We start from the raw sequence: 16,875 nt of genomic DNA on the forward strand, positions 1-16,875 counted from the left end.
GCCCTCCGCGCGTGGGCGCCCGTTCGCGGAGCGCGAATGTGACCACGCACGGTCCTGTCCGTCATCGGCATCCAGACATGCCACGGCCGGCCACTCTGGAGAGAGAGGCCGGCCGTGTTCGGGATATCAGCCCTGCTGGGAGCGCGCGACGTGCTCGCGCAGTTCCTGGAGCGAAGCGAAGCGCAGCGCGCCGTCGGGCAGCTCCGCCTGGATCGAGCCGTCGGAATAGAGGGTGTAGGCCATGCCGCCCACCACGCCGGACTTGAGCACGGTCGGCTCGGCCGCCGAGACCGGAGCCGGAGGCGCGGGCGGCGCATAAGGCGCAGGCGGTGTGAAAGCCGGAGCCGAAGGCGCCGGAGCCGCGGGCGGCACCGGGGCGACGCCCTGGTCGGGCCGGCGGGACGGCGGGGTGAAGGGGCGCGTCACCATGGGCGCGCGCTCCACCGGACGCTCCGGCGCGCGTTCCACCGGAGCCTCGGGCTCCGGGGCGGGCGGCACGAAGGCGGGTTGGGGACGCATGCGGTCGGCGAAATGCTCGCCTTCCGGGGTGCGGCCGAGCACCCGGCCGCGCTGGAGCGCCTCCGGCATGCGGGTCTGCTCGGTGCGGGGCATCTCGGCACGGGACGGCTCGGGACGCGCCGGCTCGGGACGGGCGAATTCGGAGCGCGGCGGCTCGGGGCGATAGGGCTCCGGCGGCGCGACCGGGCGCTCCGGCGCAGGGGCCGGCTGGCGCGCGAAGGACGGCGGCACATAGGAGCGGGGCGGCTGCGCGGGCGCCGGCGCGGGCTCCTCTTCCTCCTCCTCGTAATATTCCTCGGCTTCGTCCTGCAGATCGCTTTCCGCGCTGGAGGCGAAGTCCTCATCGGCCGCGTCCAGCGGCCGGGCGGCCGCCAGCGTGCCGCCGGCAAGGGCCGCGTCGAGCCGCTCGGACATGTCCAGCAGCTGCTTCATCACCAGGCCGACGGCGGCGAGCGTGATGCCCCCCGAAAGGAAGACCGCCCCGGCGGCGATCAGCGTGTTGCCGAAGGAGGAGACGAAAATCGCCACTCCCAGCGCCACGACCACGAGGCCCGCGAGCGCGAGCAGCAAACCGAGACCCACCATGAACCGCCACATCGTCTCACTCCACGCAGGACCAGCCCCCGCCGGTCCGGGTCCAGGCCAAAGAGCCACGCCTGATTTTGCCGTGGCCACTGTTGTTTGACGCCTGCGCCCGGCCTATCTAGGTCGCAGGGAAGGCGGCTCAACCGTTCCTGGATGAAGCCCCAGCCCCCTCCCGGACCGAACGCGGAGACGCCCAATGTCCTTCACGCTGCCTGATCTTCCGTATGCCTACGACGCCCTCGGGCCCTATATGTCCCGTGAGACGCTCGAATACCATCACGACAAGCATCATCTCGCTTACGTGAATAACGGTAACAATCTCCTAAAGGGAACCGAATTCGAGGGAAAATCCCTGGAAGAGATTGTGAAGGGCTCCTACGGCAAGAATGCCGGGCTCTTCAACAATGCCGCCCAGCACTACAACCATGTCCTGTTCTGGAACTGGATGAAGCCGAACGGTGGCGGTGCCATCCCCGGTGAGATCGAGAAGAAGATCATCGAGGACATCGGCTCTGTCGATAAGTTCAAGGAAGACTTCGTTGCCGCCGGCATCGGCCAGTTCGGCTCCGGCTGGGCGTGGCTCACGCTCAAGGATGGCAAGTTCTCCATCACCAAGACCCCCAATGGCGAGAATCCTCTCGTCCATGGCGGCGTTCCGCTGCTGGGCGTGGATGTGTGGGAGCATTCCTACTATATCGATTACCGCAACCGTCGCCCCGATTACCTCAAGGCCTTTGTGGATAATCTGGTGAACTGGGACTACGTCGCCGAGCTTTACAGCAAGGCGGCCTGAGGATCGGCGCTGACGGCGCGATCCGAATTGCAAACAGAGTTAACGCCGGCCGGGCCCGTCCCGACCGGCGTTTTTCTTGGGCGCCGAAGGAATCGGCACACCCATAACCTGCACAGTTTTTGAACTATACATCCCTAGATGGAGATGAGGGGGCAGTGCAAAACGCCTTGCGCTGCATCGCAGTGTATAAAATTCTTGCAAAGATCCAGTTTAACGGGATGATAAAGAAGCTCACGGATATGTGACCGACGGCGGCCGTCAAGCTGCCGTTCAGGGGACATGTTTTCCGGGCTGATGCACAGCGTCTCAGTTGGGTCCCGGAACCTATGCGTGTCCCCCGCCTTTCCTTGCCGCAATCCCTGGCGGATCGCCTCGCCCTGATCGTCTTCGCGGCGGCGAGCCTCGTCAGCCTCTTCACATTCAACGATTACGGCCTGGGATGGGATGACTTCACCCATTCCCAATATGGCGACCTGCTCTATTCCTATTTCGCCTCCGGCCTGACCCACACGAGGGTCTTCTCCTTCGTGAACCTCTATTATTACGGCGGCGGCTTCGACCTCGCGGCCTCGGCGCTCTCCAAGATGCTGCCGGTTGACGTGTTCGACGTGCGCCGCCTGCTGGGCGCCGTGGTGGGCCTGGGCGGCGTGCTCATCGTGTGGCGCCTGGCGCGCCGGGTGGGCGGGCCGGTCTGCGGGTTTGTCGCCCTCTGCCTCCTGCTCATCTGCCCACTCTATTACGGGCACATGTTCATGAACGCGAAGGACGCGCCCTTCGCCGTGGCCGTGGCCCTGCTGATCTATTCCATGGCCCGCGCCCTGGACGAATATCCCTCCCCCTCCTGGCGCACGGCGGCCATTTTCGGCATCAGCCTGGGTCTTGCGGTGGGAACGCGCGTGCTCGGCGTCATCACGGTGGCCTATGCCGGCTTCGCGCTGATGCTGCTGGCCACCCTCGAATGGCGGCGCCTGGGCTTCAAGGCCATGGCCGGCCGTCTCGGCCAGTGCCTCGCGCTCATGGCGCTGGGCCTGCCGCTCGCCTATTTCACCCTGGGCATCGTCTGGCCCTGGGCGGTGGTGGACCCGCTGAACCCCATGAAGGCGCTCGCCTATTACGCCCATTTCTGGGAAGTGCCGTGGCGCGAGCTGTATGAGGGGCGGCCCATCCTGGTGCCGGACATGCCGCGCACCTATGTGCCCACCCTGTTCGCCGTGCAGATGCCGGAACTGTTCCTGGCCCTGGGCGTGGCCGGCACGGCGGGCGCGCTGGTGGGCGCGCTGTTCGGCTCGGCGGCGCCCACGCGCCGTGCCCAATATATGCTGCTGGCGGCGGCGGCCCTGTTCCCCATCCTGCTCACCGTGGTGGAACGCCCGGTGATGTATAACGGCATCCGCCACTTCGTCTTCATCACGCCCGCCTTCGCGGTGCTGGGCGGGCTCGCGGCCAGCTGGGCCTGGACCTGGCTCGCCCGCCAGCATCGCGCGGTGCGCGCCGCGGCGGCGGCCGTCTTTGTGGGCGGCATCGCGGTGCCCGCCTTCGAGCTGGCCCAGCTCCACCCCTATCAATATACCTACTACAATCACATCGTCGGCGGCGTGAAGGGCGCGGACGAGAAGTTCATGCTCGATTACTGGGGCCTCGCCTTCAAGCAGGCCGCCGCCGAGCTGGACGAATATGTGGACGAGCACCGCCGGTCCCTGCCCCAGGGCCGCAAGTTCCGGGTGGCCGTGTGCGGCCCGCACCGCGCGGCGGCGGTGGAGCTGGGGCCGCGCTTCGAGACCACCTATGAGACGCTCGGCGCCGACTTCGCGCTCATGCTGGGCGAGTTCTATTGCGCCGATGTCCAGGCGCCGGTGATTGCCAAGGTGGAGCGCGACGGCGTGGTCTATGCCCGTGTCTATGACACGCGCGGCCGCTCCTTCCCCTCGGTCTTCGCGGGCGGCCAGTAAACCCGCCGGCACACGGCTCAAAAAAAGACGGGGCGGCCTCACAGCCGCCCCGCTTTTTTATATCGACGGCCGAAGCCTCACTTCGCCTTCAGCAACTCGCCCACTTCCAGAAGGACGAACTCGTTGTCATCCGCCTTCTGCGGCGCGCGGCCGGCGGAGAAGGGCAGATTGTTGTCATTGCCCACCACGATATGGGTGGGGTCCACCATCACCACGTCCTCGATGGTGAAGAAGGGGAAGCCGAGCGTGCCGTTGGCGGCGGTGCCCGGCCGGGACTTGCCGTTGGGATCCTTCATGGCCAGCAGGTCGATATGGCCCACCTTGCGCATGAGCCCTCCAGCCATTTCGGGCGTGAACTCCACCTTGTAGACGCGCTTGAAGGCCGCCGGCTTATGGAAGCAGGTGGGGTCCACCTTGCCCTCGGCGCAGGCCGCAGCCTTCGTGCCTTCGAGGCTGTCGCGCTCGATGACCAGGGCCGTGGTGGCGTCGATCATGTTGAAGTCGCCGATGGCATTGCCCGCCACCGCCAGGGGATATTTCCAGGAGCGGCCGGTCCACTGGCGGCTGGGAATGTCGAACTCCAGCACGCGCAGCACTTCCTTGCCGCCCTCGGTCTCCTTCGCGCCGTCGGCGGTGGCGATGGGCCCCTCCAGCATGGCGTAGAGCTTGGTCTTGTCGGGCGAGATGGCCATGCCCTCGAAGCCCTTGGAGCGGAACACCTCGAACGCCACCTTGCCGCCCGGCGCGCCGGGCGTGGTCACGCTGGGATGGTCGGGCGAGCGCACGGTCTTGCCGTCCACCTTGGTCTCGTAGATGGCCTTCACCTTGCCGGTGGCGTCGGCCTCGATGAGATAGGGGCCGAACTCCTCGCCAAACCACACGCTGTCACCGGCCACCTGGATGGATTCCGGGTCGAAGTCCGCGCCGGTGAGATAGCGCGTGGTGGTGCTTTCCGTGGCGATGGGGAACGGCACCTTCTTGTCGGGATCGCGCAGGAAGAAGGTGTCGGTGCGGGTGATGGTGCCCGCCTTGAAGTCCATGGCGACGCGATGGAACATCAGCATGGCGTCGCTGGAATTGGCCTTGGAGCCATAGCCGTTGTCGGTGAGGATCAGGAAGCGTCCGCCGCCCTCATCCACGATGCCCGAGAAGCCCTGGACCGGCTGGCCCTGGAACGGCCGGCTGAGGCCGGTGGGGCGTGGCGCCTCCTTGTCGGAGAGCACGCTGGTGGCGGGCACGGAGCCCACCTTGTCGTTCCGCGCCCGCTCGGGGCCGGCATATTTGCCGGACACCTGCAGATCCACGGGCGCATCGGCGGGCGGCGGCACGAAGGTGGCCGCGGGCAGCGCCACATGGCCTTCCACCGTGGCCGGATAGGCTGCGCCTTCGGAAGCCGCAGGCGCCGCCTGCTGGGCGAGCGCGGACACCGGCGAAAAAGCTGTGCTGGCTAAAATAATGGCGAGCAGGGAAGGAAGATGTCGCATGGCAGTCTCCTGATATCCCCGCGCCACTTACTTGCGGTCTGGAGGTGTCGGAGAGGAGACGGGCCAACGACAATTCAGTGACGCGAGATCAGATCCATCTGAGCCGGCGAAACAACCAGGACAGGCTCAAGGCAAACGCCACCAGAAGGAAGGAGATGAGCCAGAAGGATTCCGGATCATCCACGCCGGGAATGCCGCCCACATTCATGCCGAACAGGCCCGAGACGAAGGTGAGCGGGGCGAACACCACCGTCACCACCGCCAGAACCAGCATGGACTTGTTCATCTGCTCGGCGCGCCGGTCCACCATCTGGTCGCGGATTAGGGACGCGCGCTCGCGGATGGAATCCAGCTCTTCCGTGAAGCGCGCCACGCGGTCGGCGGCATCGCGGATGCGGGTGCGGTCCTTGGGGCCGAGCCAGGGATCGTCCTCGGTGGAGAAATGGTTCAGCGCCTCCCGCTGGGGGGCGATGTGGCGGCGCAGCTTGATGGAGACCCGCCGCAGAATGGCGAGCTTGGGCAGCAGGTCGCGGGATTCCGATGTCTCCACGGAATCCTCCAGTTCGTCCGCCTCGTCCATCAGGGCGGAGATGACCGTGTCCAGCCGGTCTACGAGACGCAGGCTGAGGTCCGCCACCATCTCCCCCTGGGTGCGTGGCTTCTTCGCGCGGGAGAGGGCGTCCACATAATCGCCGATGGCGGAGATGGGCTCGTGCTGCAGCGTGATGATGCGCCGCGCCTCCACCCAGAGATGCAGGCCCAGCAGATCCTCGGGGAGGGAATTGCGCTGGAGATTGACCGCGCGGAGCACCAGGAAGGCGCTGTCATTGAACAGGGAGCAGCGCGGGCGGCTCTCGTCGTCCAGCATGCCTTCCAGGATGATGCGGTCGATGCCGCTATGCTCGCGCAGCCAGTCCTGCGGCTGTTTGGGCAGGCAGCGGAAATGCAGCCAGACGAAGCCCTCGTCCATCGCCTCCTGGGCCTGCACCTCATCCCAGGCGATGCGGCGCCCGCCGCCCTCGCCATCGAAGTACCATGCCTCCAGGAGGCCCTCATTGTGCTGGTCCGCCATCCTCGCCCCCACCGGCTAGAGCGCGATCGCCCGACCTCGAAGCACCGGGATGCGCCGAGGCATGTGATGAATCGCTCTCCATCCAGGATTGAGAGGCCGATTCACCAATCAGGTTGCGTCAACCTGATCGGATCAGGCTCTGGCGCCTTCCTGCCAGAAAGCCGGGCGCGGGAAAAGCGGCGAGAGCGGCGCGCGCCCCTGCCGCCGCCCCTGCCCTCACGCCAGCGCGTCGAGGATGCGCACCCAGCTGCGGGTGCCCTTGCGGAAGCATTTGAGGTCGTACTTCTCATTGGGCGAATGCACGCGGTCATCGTCCAGGCCGAAGCCGATGAGCAGCGTGTCCAGGCCGATCACCGCCTTGAACTGGCCGAGAATGGGAATGGAGCCGCCGGAGCCGATCTCCACCGGCGGCTTGTCCCATTCCTGCTCCAGCGCGTGGGCCGCTTTCTTGAGGTCGGGATTATCCGCCGGCACCATGAGCGCGCTCGCGCCCTCGCCGAAATGCAGGTCGAGCTTGCAATCGCCCGGCAGGCGCGCGGCCACGAATTCCGCGAACGCGGCCTTGATGGCGGCGGGGTCCTGGTCCGCCACCAGGCGGAAGGAGATCTTGGCGGTGGCGGCGGACGGGACGATGGTCTTGCTCCCCTTCCCCGTATAGCCGCCGAACATGCCGTTCACCTCGGCGGTGGGGCGCGACTGGATCATCTCGATGAGCATCCGGTCCTGCTCGCCCGAGGGGATGGAGAGCCCCACGGGGCCGAGGAAGGTGTCGGCCGTGAAGCCCAGCGCCTCCCATTGCGCCCGCACCTCGGCGGTGGGCTCGCGCACCGCATCGTAGAAGCCGGGAATGGTCACGCGCCCGTTCGCGTCGTGCATGTCCGCGATGATCTGCGCCACCACATGGGTGGGATTGCGGGCGGCACCGCCGAACAGGCCGGAATGCAAATCACGGTCGGCGCCGGTGATGGTCAGTTCGCAATGCAGGATGCCGCGCAGGGCGGTGGTGATGGCGGGCGTATCGCGATCCCACATGCCCGTGTCGCACACCAGCGCCACGTCGGCGGCCAGTTCCGGCGCATTGGCGGCGAGGAAGGCGGGCAGGCTCGGGGAGCCGCACTCCTCCTCCCCTTCCAGCAGGATGGTGACATCCACCGGCAGGCGGCCATTCACGTCGCGATGGGCGCGCAGCGCTTCGATGAAGGTGAGGGCCTGACCCTTGTCGTCGGCCGCGCCGCGCCCGACGATGCGTTGCGCGCCCGCGTCGCCCAGCAGCGCCGGCTCGAACGGCGGGGTGTTCCACAGCTCCAGCGGGTCCACCGGCTGCACGTCATAATGGCCGTAGAACAGGACGCGGCGGGCGGCACCCGTATCCGTGCGGCCGAGCACCACGGGATGTCCCGTCGTGTCGCGCACGGTGGTGGCGACACCCAACTCGTTCAGCACGCCCGCCACCCATTCCGCCGCGCGGCGGCAATCGCCGGCATAGGCGGGATCGGTGGAGATGCTCGGGATCCTGAGGAAGGTGAACAGCCTGTCGAGGCTGCCCTCCAGCTGAGCGTCTACCTTGTTCAGAACGTCTTCCAGCGCAGCCATGCCATCCTCGATGCCATCGGATCATCCGGGGGTATCGGGGAACACCTGAAGGCCGCCGTCAAGGGGGCGAACAGCGGTAGCCGGCGCGGGACGGTGCTTTACAGGCAAGGCTCACGCCGCCCCGCCCGCATGGGGCGAGGCGATGGAGGCATTTCAATTTGCGGTAGGCGTAGCGGTGGTCGCGGCGACGCCTTCGCCAGCAACTGTTCCCGGACGCTGGCTGCGGCGGGCACGCTGGAGCACGGAGCCGATGCGCCGGTAGAGCAGGCGCGGCAGCAGGGGCATGCCCACCGCGGCGTCATAGCCGTGGCGACCGGCGGCACGGGCGAGCGCATGGGCACTGCCTTCCGCCACCATCACGGCGGGAATGGCGTCCCCGGTATCCTTGAAGGGGTGATCGGGGACATCGTCCACCGAGGCGGCCTGGACCACCACCACGTCGAACTGGCGCGGCAGGTCGAGCGCTTCCGCCACGGCGGCGGCTTCGGTGACGGTTCCCACGCCCAGGGCGGTCAGGCCGAGACGGGTGGTCTCGCGGCGGTCCGCATCGGCATCGATGATGAGAATGCGGGCAATCGGCAACACCTTCATCGGGCGCTCCTCATTAGAGGCGACTCCGACCGATTTCTTCGGCCGGGCCGCCATTCAGCGACTCCGGCCGAACGTATTCCCCGCGCTACGTTCGACTCGTTCTGAATATACAAGCAGCCCGCTACCGAGGCAACCACTACCCGGCTCCGGCATAGTGTGCCGCCGAAAAAGGCGCCCGGTATCAGGAGGAGGAACGCTGCCGCCTCACGAACGGCTGCGCCCGCCCAGAATTCCGCGCAGGATCGCCCGTCCGATCTGGGTGCCCACCTGGGTCGCCACAGAACGCGCGACCTGGCGCACCACCAGCTCCGTGGTGGACATGCGGGTGGTGGCGCGGGGCGTCTTCGGGGCGGTCGTCTTGGCGGCGGGCTCCCTCGGCGTGGTCGTCCTCGATGTCGTCGTCCTGGTCGTGGTCGTTCTGGCCGTGGTGGTTCTGGGCGCGGGCACCTCGGGCGCGGGGGCGGTGGGCGCGGGCCACGGCGAACCGCCGGTGCGGGGCACCGACGTGGTGCGGGGCACGGAGGTGGAGCGCCCGGCGGGTTCAGCCGGCGGCGGGCTCGACCAGGGGCCCGGCGTCGGCGGCGCCTGGGGCCGCTCGCCGCGATCATGCAGCATCTCGAAGGCGGAGACCCGGTCGAGCGGGGTGTCGTAGCGGTGCCCCAGCGGGCTCTGGGCCAGGATCGCCTGCCGTTCCTGCGGGCTGATGGGCCCGACGCGGGCGGCGGGCGGGGCGATGAGCGTGCGCTCCACCATGGAGGGAATGCCGTTGCCCTCCAGCGTGGAGACCAGCGCCTCGCCCTTGCCCAGTTCGGTGATGGCGGCGGCGGTGTTCAAGGCGGGATTGGGCCGGAAGGTCTCGGCCGCCGCCTTCACCGCCTTCTGGTCGCGCGGCGTGAAGGCGCGCAAGGCGTGCTGCACCCGGTTGCCCAATTGGGCGAGCACCGTCTCCGGCACATCCAGCGGGTTCTGGGTGACGAAATAGACACCCACGCCCTTGGAGCGGATGAGCCGCACCACCTGCTCCACCTTCTCCAGCAACGCCTTCGGGGCGTCGTTGAACAGGAGATGGGCCTCGTCGAAGAAGAAGACGAGGCGCGGCTTGTCCGGGTCGCCCACCTCGGGAAGCTCCTCGAACAGTTCGGAGAGCAACCAAAGCAGGAAGCATCCATAGAGGCGCGGCGCGCCCATCAGCTTGTCCGCCGCCAGGATGTTCACCACCCCGCGCCCCGACGCATCCACCCGCATGAGGTCGCGAATATCCAAAGCGGGCTCACCGAAAAAGGAATCCGCGCCCTGGTTCTCCAGCACCAGCAATTGCCGCTGGATGGCGCCCACCGTCGCGGTGGAGACGTTGCCATAGGTGCGCGAGAGGGTCTGGGCGTTTTCCGCCACGTAAGTGAGGATCGCCCGCAAATCCTTCAGGTCCAGCAGCAGCAGGCCGTCCTCGTCCGCCACGCGGAAGGCGATGTTCAGCACGCCTTCCTGGGTATCGTTGAGGCCCATGAGGCGGGCCAGAAGCAGCGGCCCCAGTTCCGAGACCGTGGCGCGCACGGGGTGCCCCTGCTCCCCGAACAAATCCCAGAAGGCCACGGGGAATCGCTCCGGCCGATACTCGATCCCCACGTCCTGCGCGCGGCGCAGCAGGAAATCACGCGGCTCACCCTCGGCAGCGATTCCCGAAAGGTCGCCCTTGATGTCGGCGGCGAACACGGGAACCCCGGCGCGGGAAAAGCCTTCCGCCAGCACCTGGAGCGTCACGGTCTTGCCGGTTCCGGTGGCCCCGGTAATGAGGCCGTGACGGTTCGCGAGGCGCAGCACGAGTGCCTCGTCCTTGCTCGTTCCGCCCTTCAGGAAACTGCGGCCCACAAAAATCCGCGCGTCGGACTTTTCGTTCGCCATGGCGCCCTCTGCTGGTTTTCGTGACCAGTTTTGCCCCGGCGCGGGGGCAATGCACAAGGGCGCGTGCTTGCCTCCGGGCCGGGGGACGGTCAATATCCCGCGCCCAACCAGCGGAGGTGCGCATGGAGGAGTTGATCGACCGCTTGCAGCGCAAGGTCGGCATCAGCGAGCAGGCGGCGCACCGGGCGGTGGAGGTGGTGATGGAATTCATCTCCCGCGAAGCGCCCGCAGACACGGTGGCCGAACTGGCCGCCGCCATTCCCGGCCTCGGCGACCTCGCCGGTCCCTTGCCGGACGAGACCACGGTGCTGGCCGGCACGCGCCATTTCGGCGGCATGGCCCGCCTCATGGTGGTGGCCGACAAGATGATGGCCGCCGGCCTCACCATGCCGCAGGTGCAGGAAGCCACCCACGAAGTGGTCGCCTTCGCCCGTGAGCGGGCAGGCGCGGATCTCGTGGACCGCATCGTGCGGGCGATTCCCGGCCTGCGCCAGATCGCCTGACGGGGCTTTTCGCTCTGCGGGCGGCGGATCTTCCGCCCGCAACGGCTTGCCTTACGCCCGCGGCAGCTTGCCTCCGCGCGGGTTTTGTACCATCCCACGGCCATGTCCCTAGCGCCCTTCACCCCGCCCCCGGCCCGCCTGCTGAAGGCGCGCGGGCATGTCCTCACGCTCGGCCCGCGCACCCTCGTCATGGGGGTGCTGAACGTGACCCCCGATTCCTTCTCCGACGGCGGCCGCAGCGCCGCGCCGGAGGATGCCCTCGCCAATGCCCAAGCCATGATCGCCGAGGGTGCGGACATTCTGGATGTGGGCGGCGAATCCACCCGGCCCGGCCACACGCCTTTGTCTGCAGATGAGGAATGGGCGCGCATCGCGCCCGTGCTTAGCGGACTCGCCGCCCTGGAGACGGCCCCGCCCGTCTCCGTGGACACCTTCAAGGCCGAGGTGGCCCGCAGGGCGCTGGCGGCGGGGGCGGCCATCGTCAACGACATCTGGGGCTTCGCGCGCGACCCAGACATGGCCCGCGCCACGGCGGATTTCGATGCAGCCGCAGTAGTGATGCACAATCGCGAGACCCTGGACCCCGCCATCGACATCGTCGCCGACATGATCGCCTTCTTTGAGCGCGCCCTAGAGCGCGCGGCGGCGGCGGGGCTTGCGGCGGAGCGCATCGTGCTCGATCCCGGCATCGGCTTCGGCAAGACGCCGGAGCAGAACCTCACCGCCTTGCGCCGCATGGGCGAATTGCGCGTGCTGGGCCTGCCCATCCTGTTGGGCACGTCGCGCAAATCCTTCATCGGTCGCATCCATCCCAGCACGCCCACGGAACGGCTGCCGGGCACGCTGGCCTCCCATGCGCTGGGCATATTGTGCGGCGCGGAGATCGTGCGCGCCCATGACGTGGCCGCCCATGTGCAAGCGGTGCGGGTGCTCGACGCCATCCGGGCCGCGCCGTGAGCACGCGCGCCTTCCTGTGCCTGGGGGGAAACTGGGACGCGCCGGAGCGCACCCTGCCCCGCGCTTTGGTGCTCCTGGAAGAAACGGGGCTGCGCATCGGCGCGCGCTCGGCCCTCTATCGCACCCCGCCCTGGGGGCCGGTGGCCCAGCCGGACTATGTGAACCAGGTGGTGGAAGTGTTCACCGACGGCACGCCCGAGGCGCTTCTTGCCTTGGCGCTGGACGTGGAGCGACGGCTCGGGCGCGACCGCACGCGGGAGGAGCGGTTCGGCCCGCGCCGCATCGACATCGACATCCTGCTGTTCGGCGAGGAGGTGCGCACCGGCGAGACCCTCGCTCTGCCCCATCCCCGCCTTCTGGAGCGCGCCTTCGCGCTGGTGCCGCTGGCGGAGATCGCGCCGGACCTGGAGATTTCGGGCATTGAGGTGCGCGACGCGCTCCGGGCCCTCGACCGCTCCGGCATCGTGCGCCTGAACTGAAACTGAAAAGGGCCCCCGCGAGGGAGCCCTTCTCGTCTGACCGATGATCAGCACATCACATGATGCGCATCACATGCGCTTCACGCCCTCAGCCCAGGTATTCACCTGCTTGGCGACTTCATCCTTGGCGAGGCCGTAGCGCTCCTGGATTTTTCCTTCCAGGACCTCCCGGTTGCCCTTGATCTGGGTCAGGTCATCGTCCGTGAGCTTGCCCCACTGGGCCTTCACGTTGCCGGAAACCTGCTTCCAGTTACCTTCAATGCGATCCCAATTCATCCCATGTCTCCTTGTGATGAGGAGTGAATTACATCGCTACAACGTCCAGGCTCGGGAGAGGTTCCAGCACGAATGGAGCCGTTGAGGCGAAGGGACGATCGCGGCATTCTGGCGGGGCCCGACTCGGCGGGCCGGGCGTGGGGGACTTTATGAGCGAGATGGCGTGGGCCGAGGCGGACGAAGCTCTGGCCCAGGCGGTGCTGCGCGGCGAGCGCGCGGCCCTGGCGCGGGCCATCACCCTGGTGGAATCCCGCCGCCCCGACCATCGCCGCCGCGCGCAGGCTTTGCTCCAGGGTCTGCTGCCCCACACAGGGGGCGCATTCCGCGTGGGCATTACGGGCGTGCCGGGCGTGGGCAAGTCCACCACCATCGATGCCCTCGGCTCCTATCTCACCGCCGAGGGCCACAAGGTGGCGGTTCTGGCGGTGGACCCCTCCTCCACCCGCACCGGCGGCTCCATCCTGGGCGACAAGACGCGCATGCAGCGCCTCTCCGTGGACCCGGCCGCCTTCGTGCGCCCCTCCCCCTCCAGCGGCACCCTGGGCGGCATCGCCGCCAAGACGCGCGAGACCATGCTTCTGTGCGAAGCGGCGGGCTTCGACGTGGTGCTGGTGGAAACGGTGGGCGTCGGCCAGTCGGAAACCGCCGTATCGGACCTCACCGACACCTTCCTCGTCCTCATGCTGCCCGGCGCGGGCGATGAATTGCAGGGCATCAAGAAGGGCGTGCTGGAACTGGCCGACATCGTGGCCGTGAACAAGGCGGACGGCGACAATGTGAACCGCGCCCGTGCGGCGGCGGGCGAATACAAGACGGCGCTGCATCTGCTGGGCGCGCGGGCCGCCCATTGGTCGCCGCCGGTTCTCACCTATTCCGGGCTGACCGGAGCGGGCGTGCCGGAAGTGTGGGAGCAGGTGCGCGCGCACCGGGCGCGCTGCGAGGCGGCCGGCGCCTTCGCCGCCACCCGCCGCACCCAGCAGATACGCTGGATGTGGACCCTGCTGCAGGAGCGCCTCGCGGAGCGCGTGCGCACCGACCCCGCCATCAAGGCCCGCCTGCCCGCCTTGGAAGGCGCGGTGGCGGACGGCACCCTCGCCCCCACCCTCGCGGCCAACGAGATCGCCGCCTTGCTGGGGCTCTGAACAGCCATGCGGTCGGTCCTCATCACCGGATTCGGCCCGTTTCCCGGCATGCCGCGCAATCCCACGGCTGACATGGCGCGGCGCCTTGCCGCCCTGCGTCTGCCGGGCCTTGAAGGAATGCGACGCACGGCATTGATCCTGCCCACCGAATGGTCCGCGCTGGAGCGGCTGGCGCGCGATCTCGCCGCCAATCCGCCGGACGCGATGCTGATGCTGGGCGTCGCGGGACGGCGCACGCGCATCAATGTGGAGACACGGGCGGTGAATGACGCGCGCGGGCTCGATGCGACCCGCCACCGCCCGGCCCGGCGGCTCAGCAAAAGCGGCACCTCCGAACGGCGGGCGGCGGCATCGGTGCCGCGCCTGCGCCATGCTTTGACCCAGGCGGGCCTTTCCGCCCGCGCCTCGCGCGATGCCGGGCGCTATCTCTGTAACGGCGCCTATTACATCGCCCTGGAGGCGCTGGCGCCCGCCCGCGTGCCCGTGGTCTTCATCCACCTGCCCGGCCGCGGCCCCGACAGCCGCCGTCCTGCGGCACGCACAGCGGTGGCGCTCTCCCTCGTCCTGAGGGCCCTGCTGCGGGGCTGAGGCGAAAGACTCGAGACAATGAGGCCCAGCGCCTGGGCTGCCGTTGAACGCGCCCTCACCGCGCGGAGGGTCGATGACATCGGCTGTGCAGGAATAGGCTTTTTTATTTGGCGCCGTGCCCCCATCCCGCTATACGGGTCCGCCTGGAGACATCCGGCGGGTGTGGCGGAACCGGTAGACGCGGCGGACTCAAAATCCGTTTCTGGTGACAGAGTGTCGGTTCGAGTCCGACCACCCGCACCATTTCCACTTGCGCGAGACATCTTACTCTGTCGCGCGCGTTCAAATCCCTCCCTCTCCGTTAGACGCAATTCTTACGCAACGCCCGCTGGTGCGAAGCGCCGCGCGTCTGCCTCCCAAACAGATCTCCCCGTCCACCCTAGTTGGGCTTCCATCCGTCGCAGCACATCAAGGCTCATGCGGGCGCTCCAGTGGGAAAGCCAGTACATTGCCAATTTGTACCGATCAGTTTAATTTAAACCAATCGGTACAAACAAGGATCTCCCCATGTCGCCTGTGCCTCCCGCCCCTCTCGTTCCGCCCTTCACCCGCGAGACCGCCATCGCCAAGGTGCGCCTTGCGGAGGATGGCTGGAACAGCCGCGATCCCGAGCGGGTCTCGAAGGTCTATACGCCCGACAGCAAGTGGCGGAACCGCGCCGAGTTTCCGCAGGGGACGGCCGAGATCATCGCCTTCCTCACCCACAAATGGGCGCGGGAGCTGGACTATCGGCTCATCAAGGAACTCTGGGCCTTCGAGGGAAACCGCATCGCCGTGCGCTTTGCCTATGAGTGGCACGATGACAGCGGGCAGTGGTATCGCTCCTATGGGAACGAGAATTGGGAATTCGCCCCGGACGGCCTGATGCAGCGGCGCTTCGCCTCCATCAATGACCGGCCCATCCGCCCCGAGGAGCGCCTGTTCCACTGGCCGCTGGGGCGGCGGCCGGATGACCATCCGGGCCTGTCCGATCTCGGATTGTGAGCGAAACGGGGAGATATTCCGCTGATGGCGCGGACGGTGTTCGAGAGGGAGGACGTTGTCCCGCTTCTGGCGGAGGTGTTCCGCGCCCTCGGCTATGAGGGCGCCTCGCTGAGCGCCCTCACCGCCCGCACCGGCCTCTCCAAGGGCAGCCTCTACAACTTCTTCCCCGGCGGGAAGGCGGAGATGGCCGCCGCCGTGCTGGCTCATGTGGATGGTTGGTTCGAGCGGGAGATCTTCACGCCCCTGGCGCAGGACGAGCCCCGGGCGGCCATCGCGCACATGTGGGCGGCGAGCGACGCCTATTTCCGCTCCGGCCGCCGGGTCTGCCTCGTAGGCGCCTTCGCCCTGGAGGAGACCCGCGACCGCTTCGCGCTGGCCATCCAGGGCTATTTCCGGCGCTGGATCGAGACCCTGGCGAGCGCCCTCACCCGCGCCGGGTCGGATCCGGGCCAGGCGGCGGCGCTTGCGGAATATGCTGTGGGCGGCATCCAGGGCGCGCTCGTGCTGGCGCGGGCGCTGAATGACGAGACCGCGTTCGGGCGCACCCTAGCGCGGCTTGAACAGGAAATGGCGGCGTCATTGCCGCCCGCGCGGACACCGTGAAGGGCCCCTTTGAGGGCTCTTGGATGGCCGGGACACGCCCGGCTATGACGGCCTTCGGATGTGATCGCGGTCGATCCCCGCTTTAGTCCTTCACCTCGCTCAGCACCGACAGGTCCGCGGTGATCTGGAGCGCATAAGGCTGGGTCGCGTCCGGCTGACTGGTGGCGGGCGTCGCTTGCGTGGCGGTCTTCGCCGCCTGGGCGGCAAGGCGCGCGGTCAGTTCGGCGATCTGCTGGGCCACTGCCTTCAGGCTTTGCTCCAGCGTCTTGACGGTCTCTTCGGTGCTCTCCCCGGAAGCGCTCGCGGAGGTGCCGGACTGGGCCTCCTCCAACTGCTTCTGGAGATCATCCTTCTGCCCCTTGAGCCGGGCGATCTGGCCCTGGAGGTCGCTGCCGCCGGAACTGGAGCTGGTGGAGGTGCTGCCGCCCACGAGCGTGGTGGCACTGGAGATGGATGTCATGATGCTCTCCCTTGCCCCCGCAAGATGGAGGTATCATGGACACGCCAGCTTGTGCGAAGCTGCCGCGTTTTTCAGGTCAGGGATCCCCAAGGGGCGCTCGAAGGCGCCCTGCCCGGCTCAGTGCGGGCGGCGCGGCTCGCGCGGCGGGGTCACGTCGATCATGTCGAAGCCGCCGGGCGAGCGCTGGATGTCCTCGAACTTCGGCATCTTTCCCCGTCCGAAGATGAGGAAGTGGAGGCCGCCGGCCACGGCGGCGACGACCACGAAGATGCTCACCGCCACCAGCAGGCTGCCGAGAAGCGTGAACAGGAGGATGGCCGCGATGCCGCCCACGATCAGGATGGTGGCGGTGCGGAAGGTATTCAGGAGCCGGTTCATGATGTGATGATGCCGTGCCT

At 67.8% G+C, this 16,875-nt stretch carries 18 protein-coding genes and 1 tRNA gene; 10 read left to right on the forward strand and 9 right to left on the reverse strand.

Features of this window, described 5'->3' with window-relative positions; genetic code table 11:
* Nucleotides 1-126: 126 nt before the first annotated feature.
* Complete coding sequence (locus tag EJJ38_RS10085; protein WP_127089935.1) at nt 127-1,116, reverse strand: hypothetical protein; 990 nt, start codon at nt 1,114-1,116, stop codon at nt 127-129.
* 184 nt (nt 1,117-1,300) lie between these two features.
* Between EJJ38_RS10085 and EJJ38_RS10090 the strand changes: the two genes are divergently transcribed.
* A complete protein-coding gene (locus EJJ38_RS10090) occupies nt 1,301-1,897 on the forward strand; it encodes a superoxide dismutase (protein ID WP_127089936.1) in 597 nt (198 codons plus the stop codon).
* A 326-nt stretch (nt 1,898-2,223) separates the two neighbouring features.
* Nucleotides 2,224-3,846: an ArnT family glycosyltransferase gene (locus tag EJJ38_RS10095; RefSeq protein WP_127089937.1), complete on the forward strand. Its 1,623-nt coding sequence runs from the start codon at nt 2,224-2,226 to the stop codon at nt 3,844-3,846.
* A 77-nt stretch (nt 3,847-3,923) separates the two neighbouring features.
* Here EJJ38_RS10095 and EJJ38_RS10100 read toward each other — a convergent pair whose 3' ends face one another.
* From EJJ38_RS10100 to EJJ38_RS10120, 5 genes are all read right to left on the reverse strand, one after another.
* Nucleotides 3,924-5,330 (reverse strand): esterase-like activity of phytase family protein, encoded by a 1,407-nt coding sequence (locus EJJ38_RS10100; RefSeq protein WP_127089938.1) that lies wholly within the window; start codon nt 5,328-5,330, stop codon nt 3,924-3,926.
* Between the two features lie 88 nt (nt 5,331-5,418).
* Nucleotides 5,419-6,402: a zinc transporter ZntB gene (locus tag EJJ38_RS10105; RefSeq protein WP_127089939.1), complete on the reverse strand. Its 984-nt coding sequence runs from the start codon at nt 6,400-6,402 to the stop codon at nt 5,419-5,421.
* A gap of 216 nt (nt 6,403-6,618) precedes the next feature.
* Nucleotides 6,619-7,995, reverse strand: coding sequence for a M20/M25/M40 family metallo-hydrolase (locus tag EJJ38_RS10110; RefSeq protein ID WP_127089940.1), 1,377 nt, complete (start codon nt 7,993-7,995; stop codon nt 6,619-6,621).
* Nucleotides 7,996-8,148: 153 nt separating this feature from the next.
* A complete protein-coding gene (locus EJJ38_RS10115; RefSeq protein ID WP_127089941.1) occupies nt 8,149-8,586 on the reverse strand; it encodes an ANTAR domain-containing protein in 438 nt (145 codons plus the stop codon).
* Between the two features lie 204 nt (nt 8,587-8,790).
* Nucleotides 8,791-10,485: a helicase HerA-like domain-containing protein gene (locus EJJ38_RS10120; RefSeq protein WP_127089942.1), complete on the reverse strand. Its 1,695-nt coding sequence runs from the start codon at nt 10,483-10,485 to the stop codon at nt 8,791-8,793.
* A gap of 122 nt (nt 10,486-10,607) precedes the next feature.
* Here EJJ38_RS10120 and EJJ38_RS10125 point away from each other — a divergent pair, with 122 nt between their 5' ends.
* The 3 genes from EJJ38_RS10125 to folK all read left to right on the forward strand — a co-directional run bounded on the left by EJJ38_RS10125 (nt 10,608) and on the right by folK (nt 12,424).
* On the forward strand, nt 10,608-10,988 hold the full coding sequence (locus tag EJJ38_RS10125) for a DUF2267 domain-containing protein (RefSeq protein WP_127089943.1): 381 nt from the start codon (nt 10,608-10,610) through the stop codon (nt 10,986-10,988).
* Nucleotides 10,989-11,090: 102 nt separating this feature from the next.
* Entirely contained in the window at nt 11,091-11,945 is an 855-nt protein-coding gene (folP, locus tag EJJ38_RS10130; protein WP_127089944.1) for a dihydropteroate synthase, read from the forward strand.
* Nucleotides 11,942-12,424 (forward strand): 2-amino-4-hydroxy-6-hydroxymethyldihydropteridine diphosphokinase, encoded by a 483-nt coding sequence (gene folK / locus EJJ38_RS10135; protein ID WP_127089945.1) that lies wholly within the window; start codon nt 11,942-11,944, stop codon nt 12,422-12,424. Before folP ends, folK begins: the two co-directional genes overlap by 4 nt.
* A gap of 69 nt (nt 12,425-12,493) precedes the next feature.
* Here the strand turns inward: folK and EJJ38_RS10140 are convergent, their stop codons facing one another.
* Entirely contained in the window at nt 12,494-12,700 is a 207-nt protein-coding gene (locus EJJ38_RS10140; RefSeq protein WP_127089946.1) for a CsbD family protein, read from the reverse strand.
* Nucleotides 12,701-12,849: 149 nt separating this feature from the next.
* Between EJJ38_RS10140 and meaB the strand changes: the two genes are divergently transcribed.
* From meaB to EJJ38_RS10165, 5 genes are all read left to right on the forward strand, one after another.
* Nucleotides 12,850-13,842, forward strand: coding sequence for a methylmalonyl Co-A mutase-associated GTPase MeaB (gene meaB / locus EJJ38_RS10145; RefSeq protein ID WP_127089947.1), 993 nt, complete (start codon nt 12,850-12,852; stop codon nt 13,840-13,842).
* 6 nt (nt 13,843-13,848) lie between these two features.
* On the forward strand, nt 13,849-14,430 hold the full coding sequence (locus EJJ38_RS10150; RefSeq protein ID WP_127089948.1) for a pyroglutamyl-peptidase I: 582 nt from the start codon (nt 13,849-13,851) through the stop codon (nt 14,428-14,430).
* Nucleotides 14,431-14,586: 156 nt separating this feature from the next.
* A tRNA-Leu gene (locus tag EJJ38_RS10155) sits at nt 14,587-14,673 on the forward strand.
* 264 nt (nt 14,674-14,937) lie between these two features.
* The gene (locus EJJ38_RS10160) at nt 14,938-15,414 is read left to right on the forward strand and encodes a nuclear transport factor 2 family protein (protein ID WP_127089949.1); all 477 of its coding nucleotides are present in this window, start codon (nt 14,938-14,940) and stop codon (nt 15,412-15,414) included.
* Nucleotides 15,415-15,438: 24 nt separating this feature from the next.
* Nucleotides 15,439-16,017 carry a TetR/AcrR family transcriptional regulator gene (locus EJJ38_RS10165; protein ID WP_127089950.1) on the forward strand — a complete coding sequence of 193 codons (579 nt, stop codon included), beginning with the start codon at nt 15,439-15,441 and terminating at the stop codon, nt 16,015-16,017.
* A gap of 82 nt (nt 16,018-16,099) precedes the next feature.
* Here the strand turns inward: EJJ38_RS10165 and EJJ38_RS10170 are convergent, their stop codons facing one another.
* Both EJJ38_RS10170 and EJJ38_RS10175 read right to left on the reverse strand, forming a co-directional pair.
* On the reverse strand, nt 16,100-16,477 hold the full coding sequence (locus tag EJJ38_RS10170) for a FlxA-like family protein (protein WP_127089951.1): 378 nt from the start codon (nt 16,475-16,477) through the stop codon (nt 16,100-16,102).
* Between the two features lie 117 nt (nt 16,478-16,594).
* Complete coding sequence (locus EJJ38_RS10175) at nt 16,595-16,855, reverse strand: hypothetical protein (protein WP_127089952.1); 261 nt, start codon at nt 16,853-16,855, stop codon at nt 16,595-16,597.
* Nucleotides 16,856-16,875 lie beyond the last annotated feature (20 nt).

This window comes from Aquabacter cavernae (assembly GCF_003993795.1).
Lineage (GTDB): Bacteria > Pseudomonadota > Alphaproteobacteria > Rhizobiales > Xanthobacteraceae > Aquabacter > Aquabacter cavernae.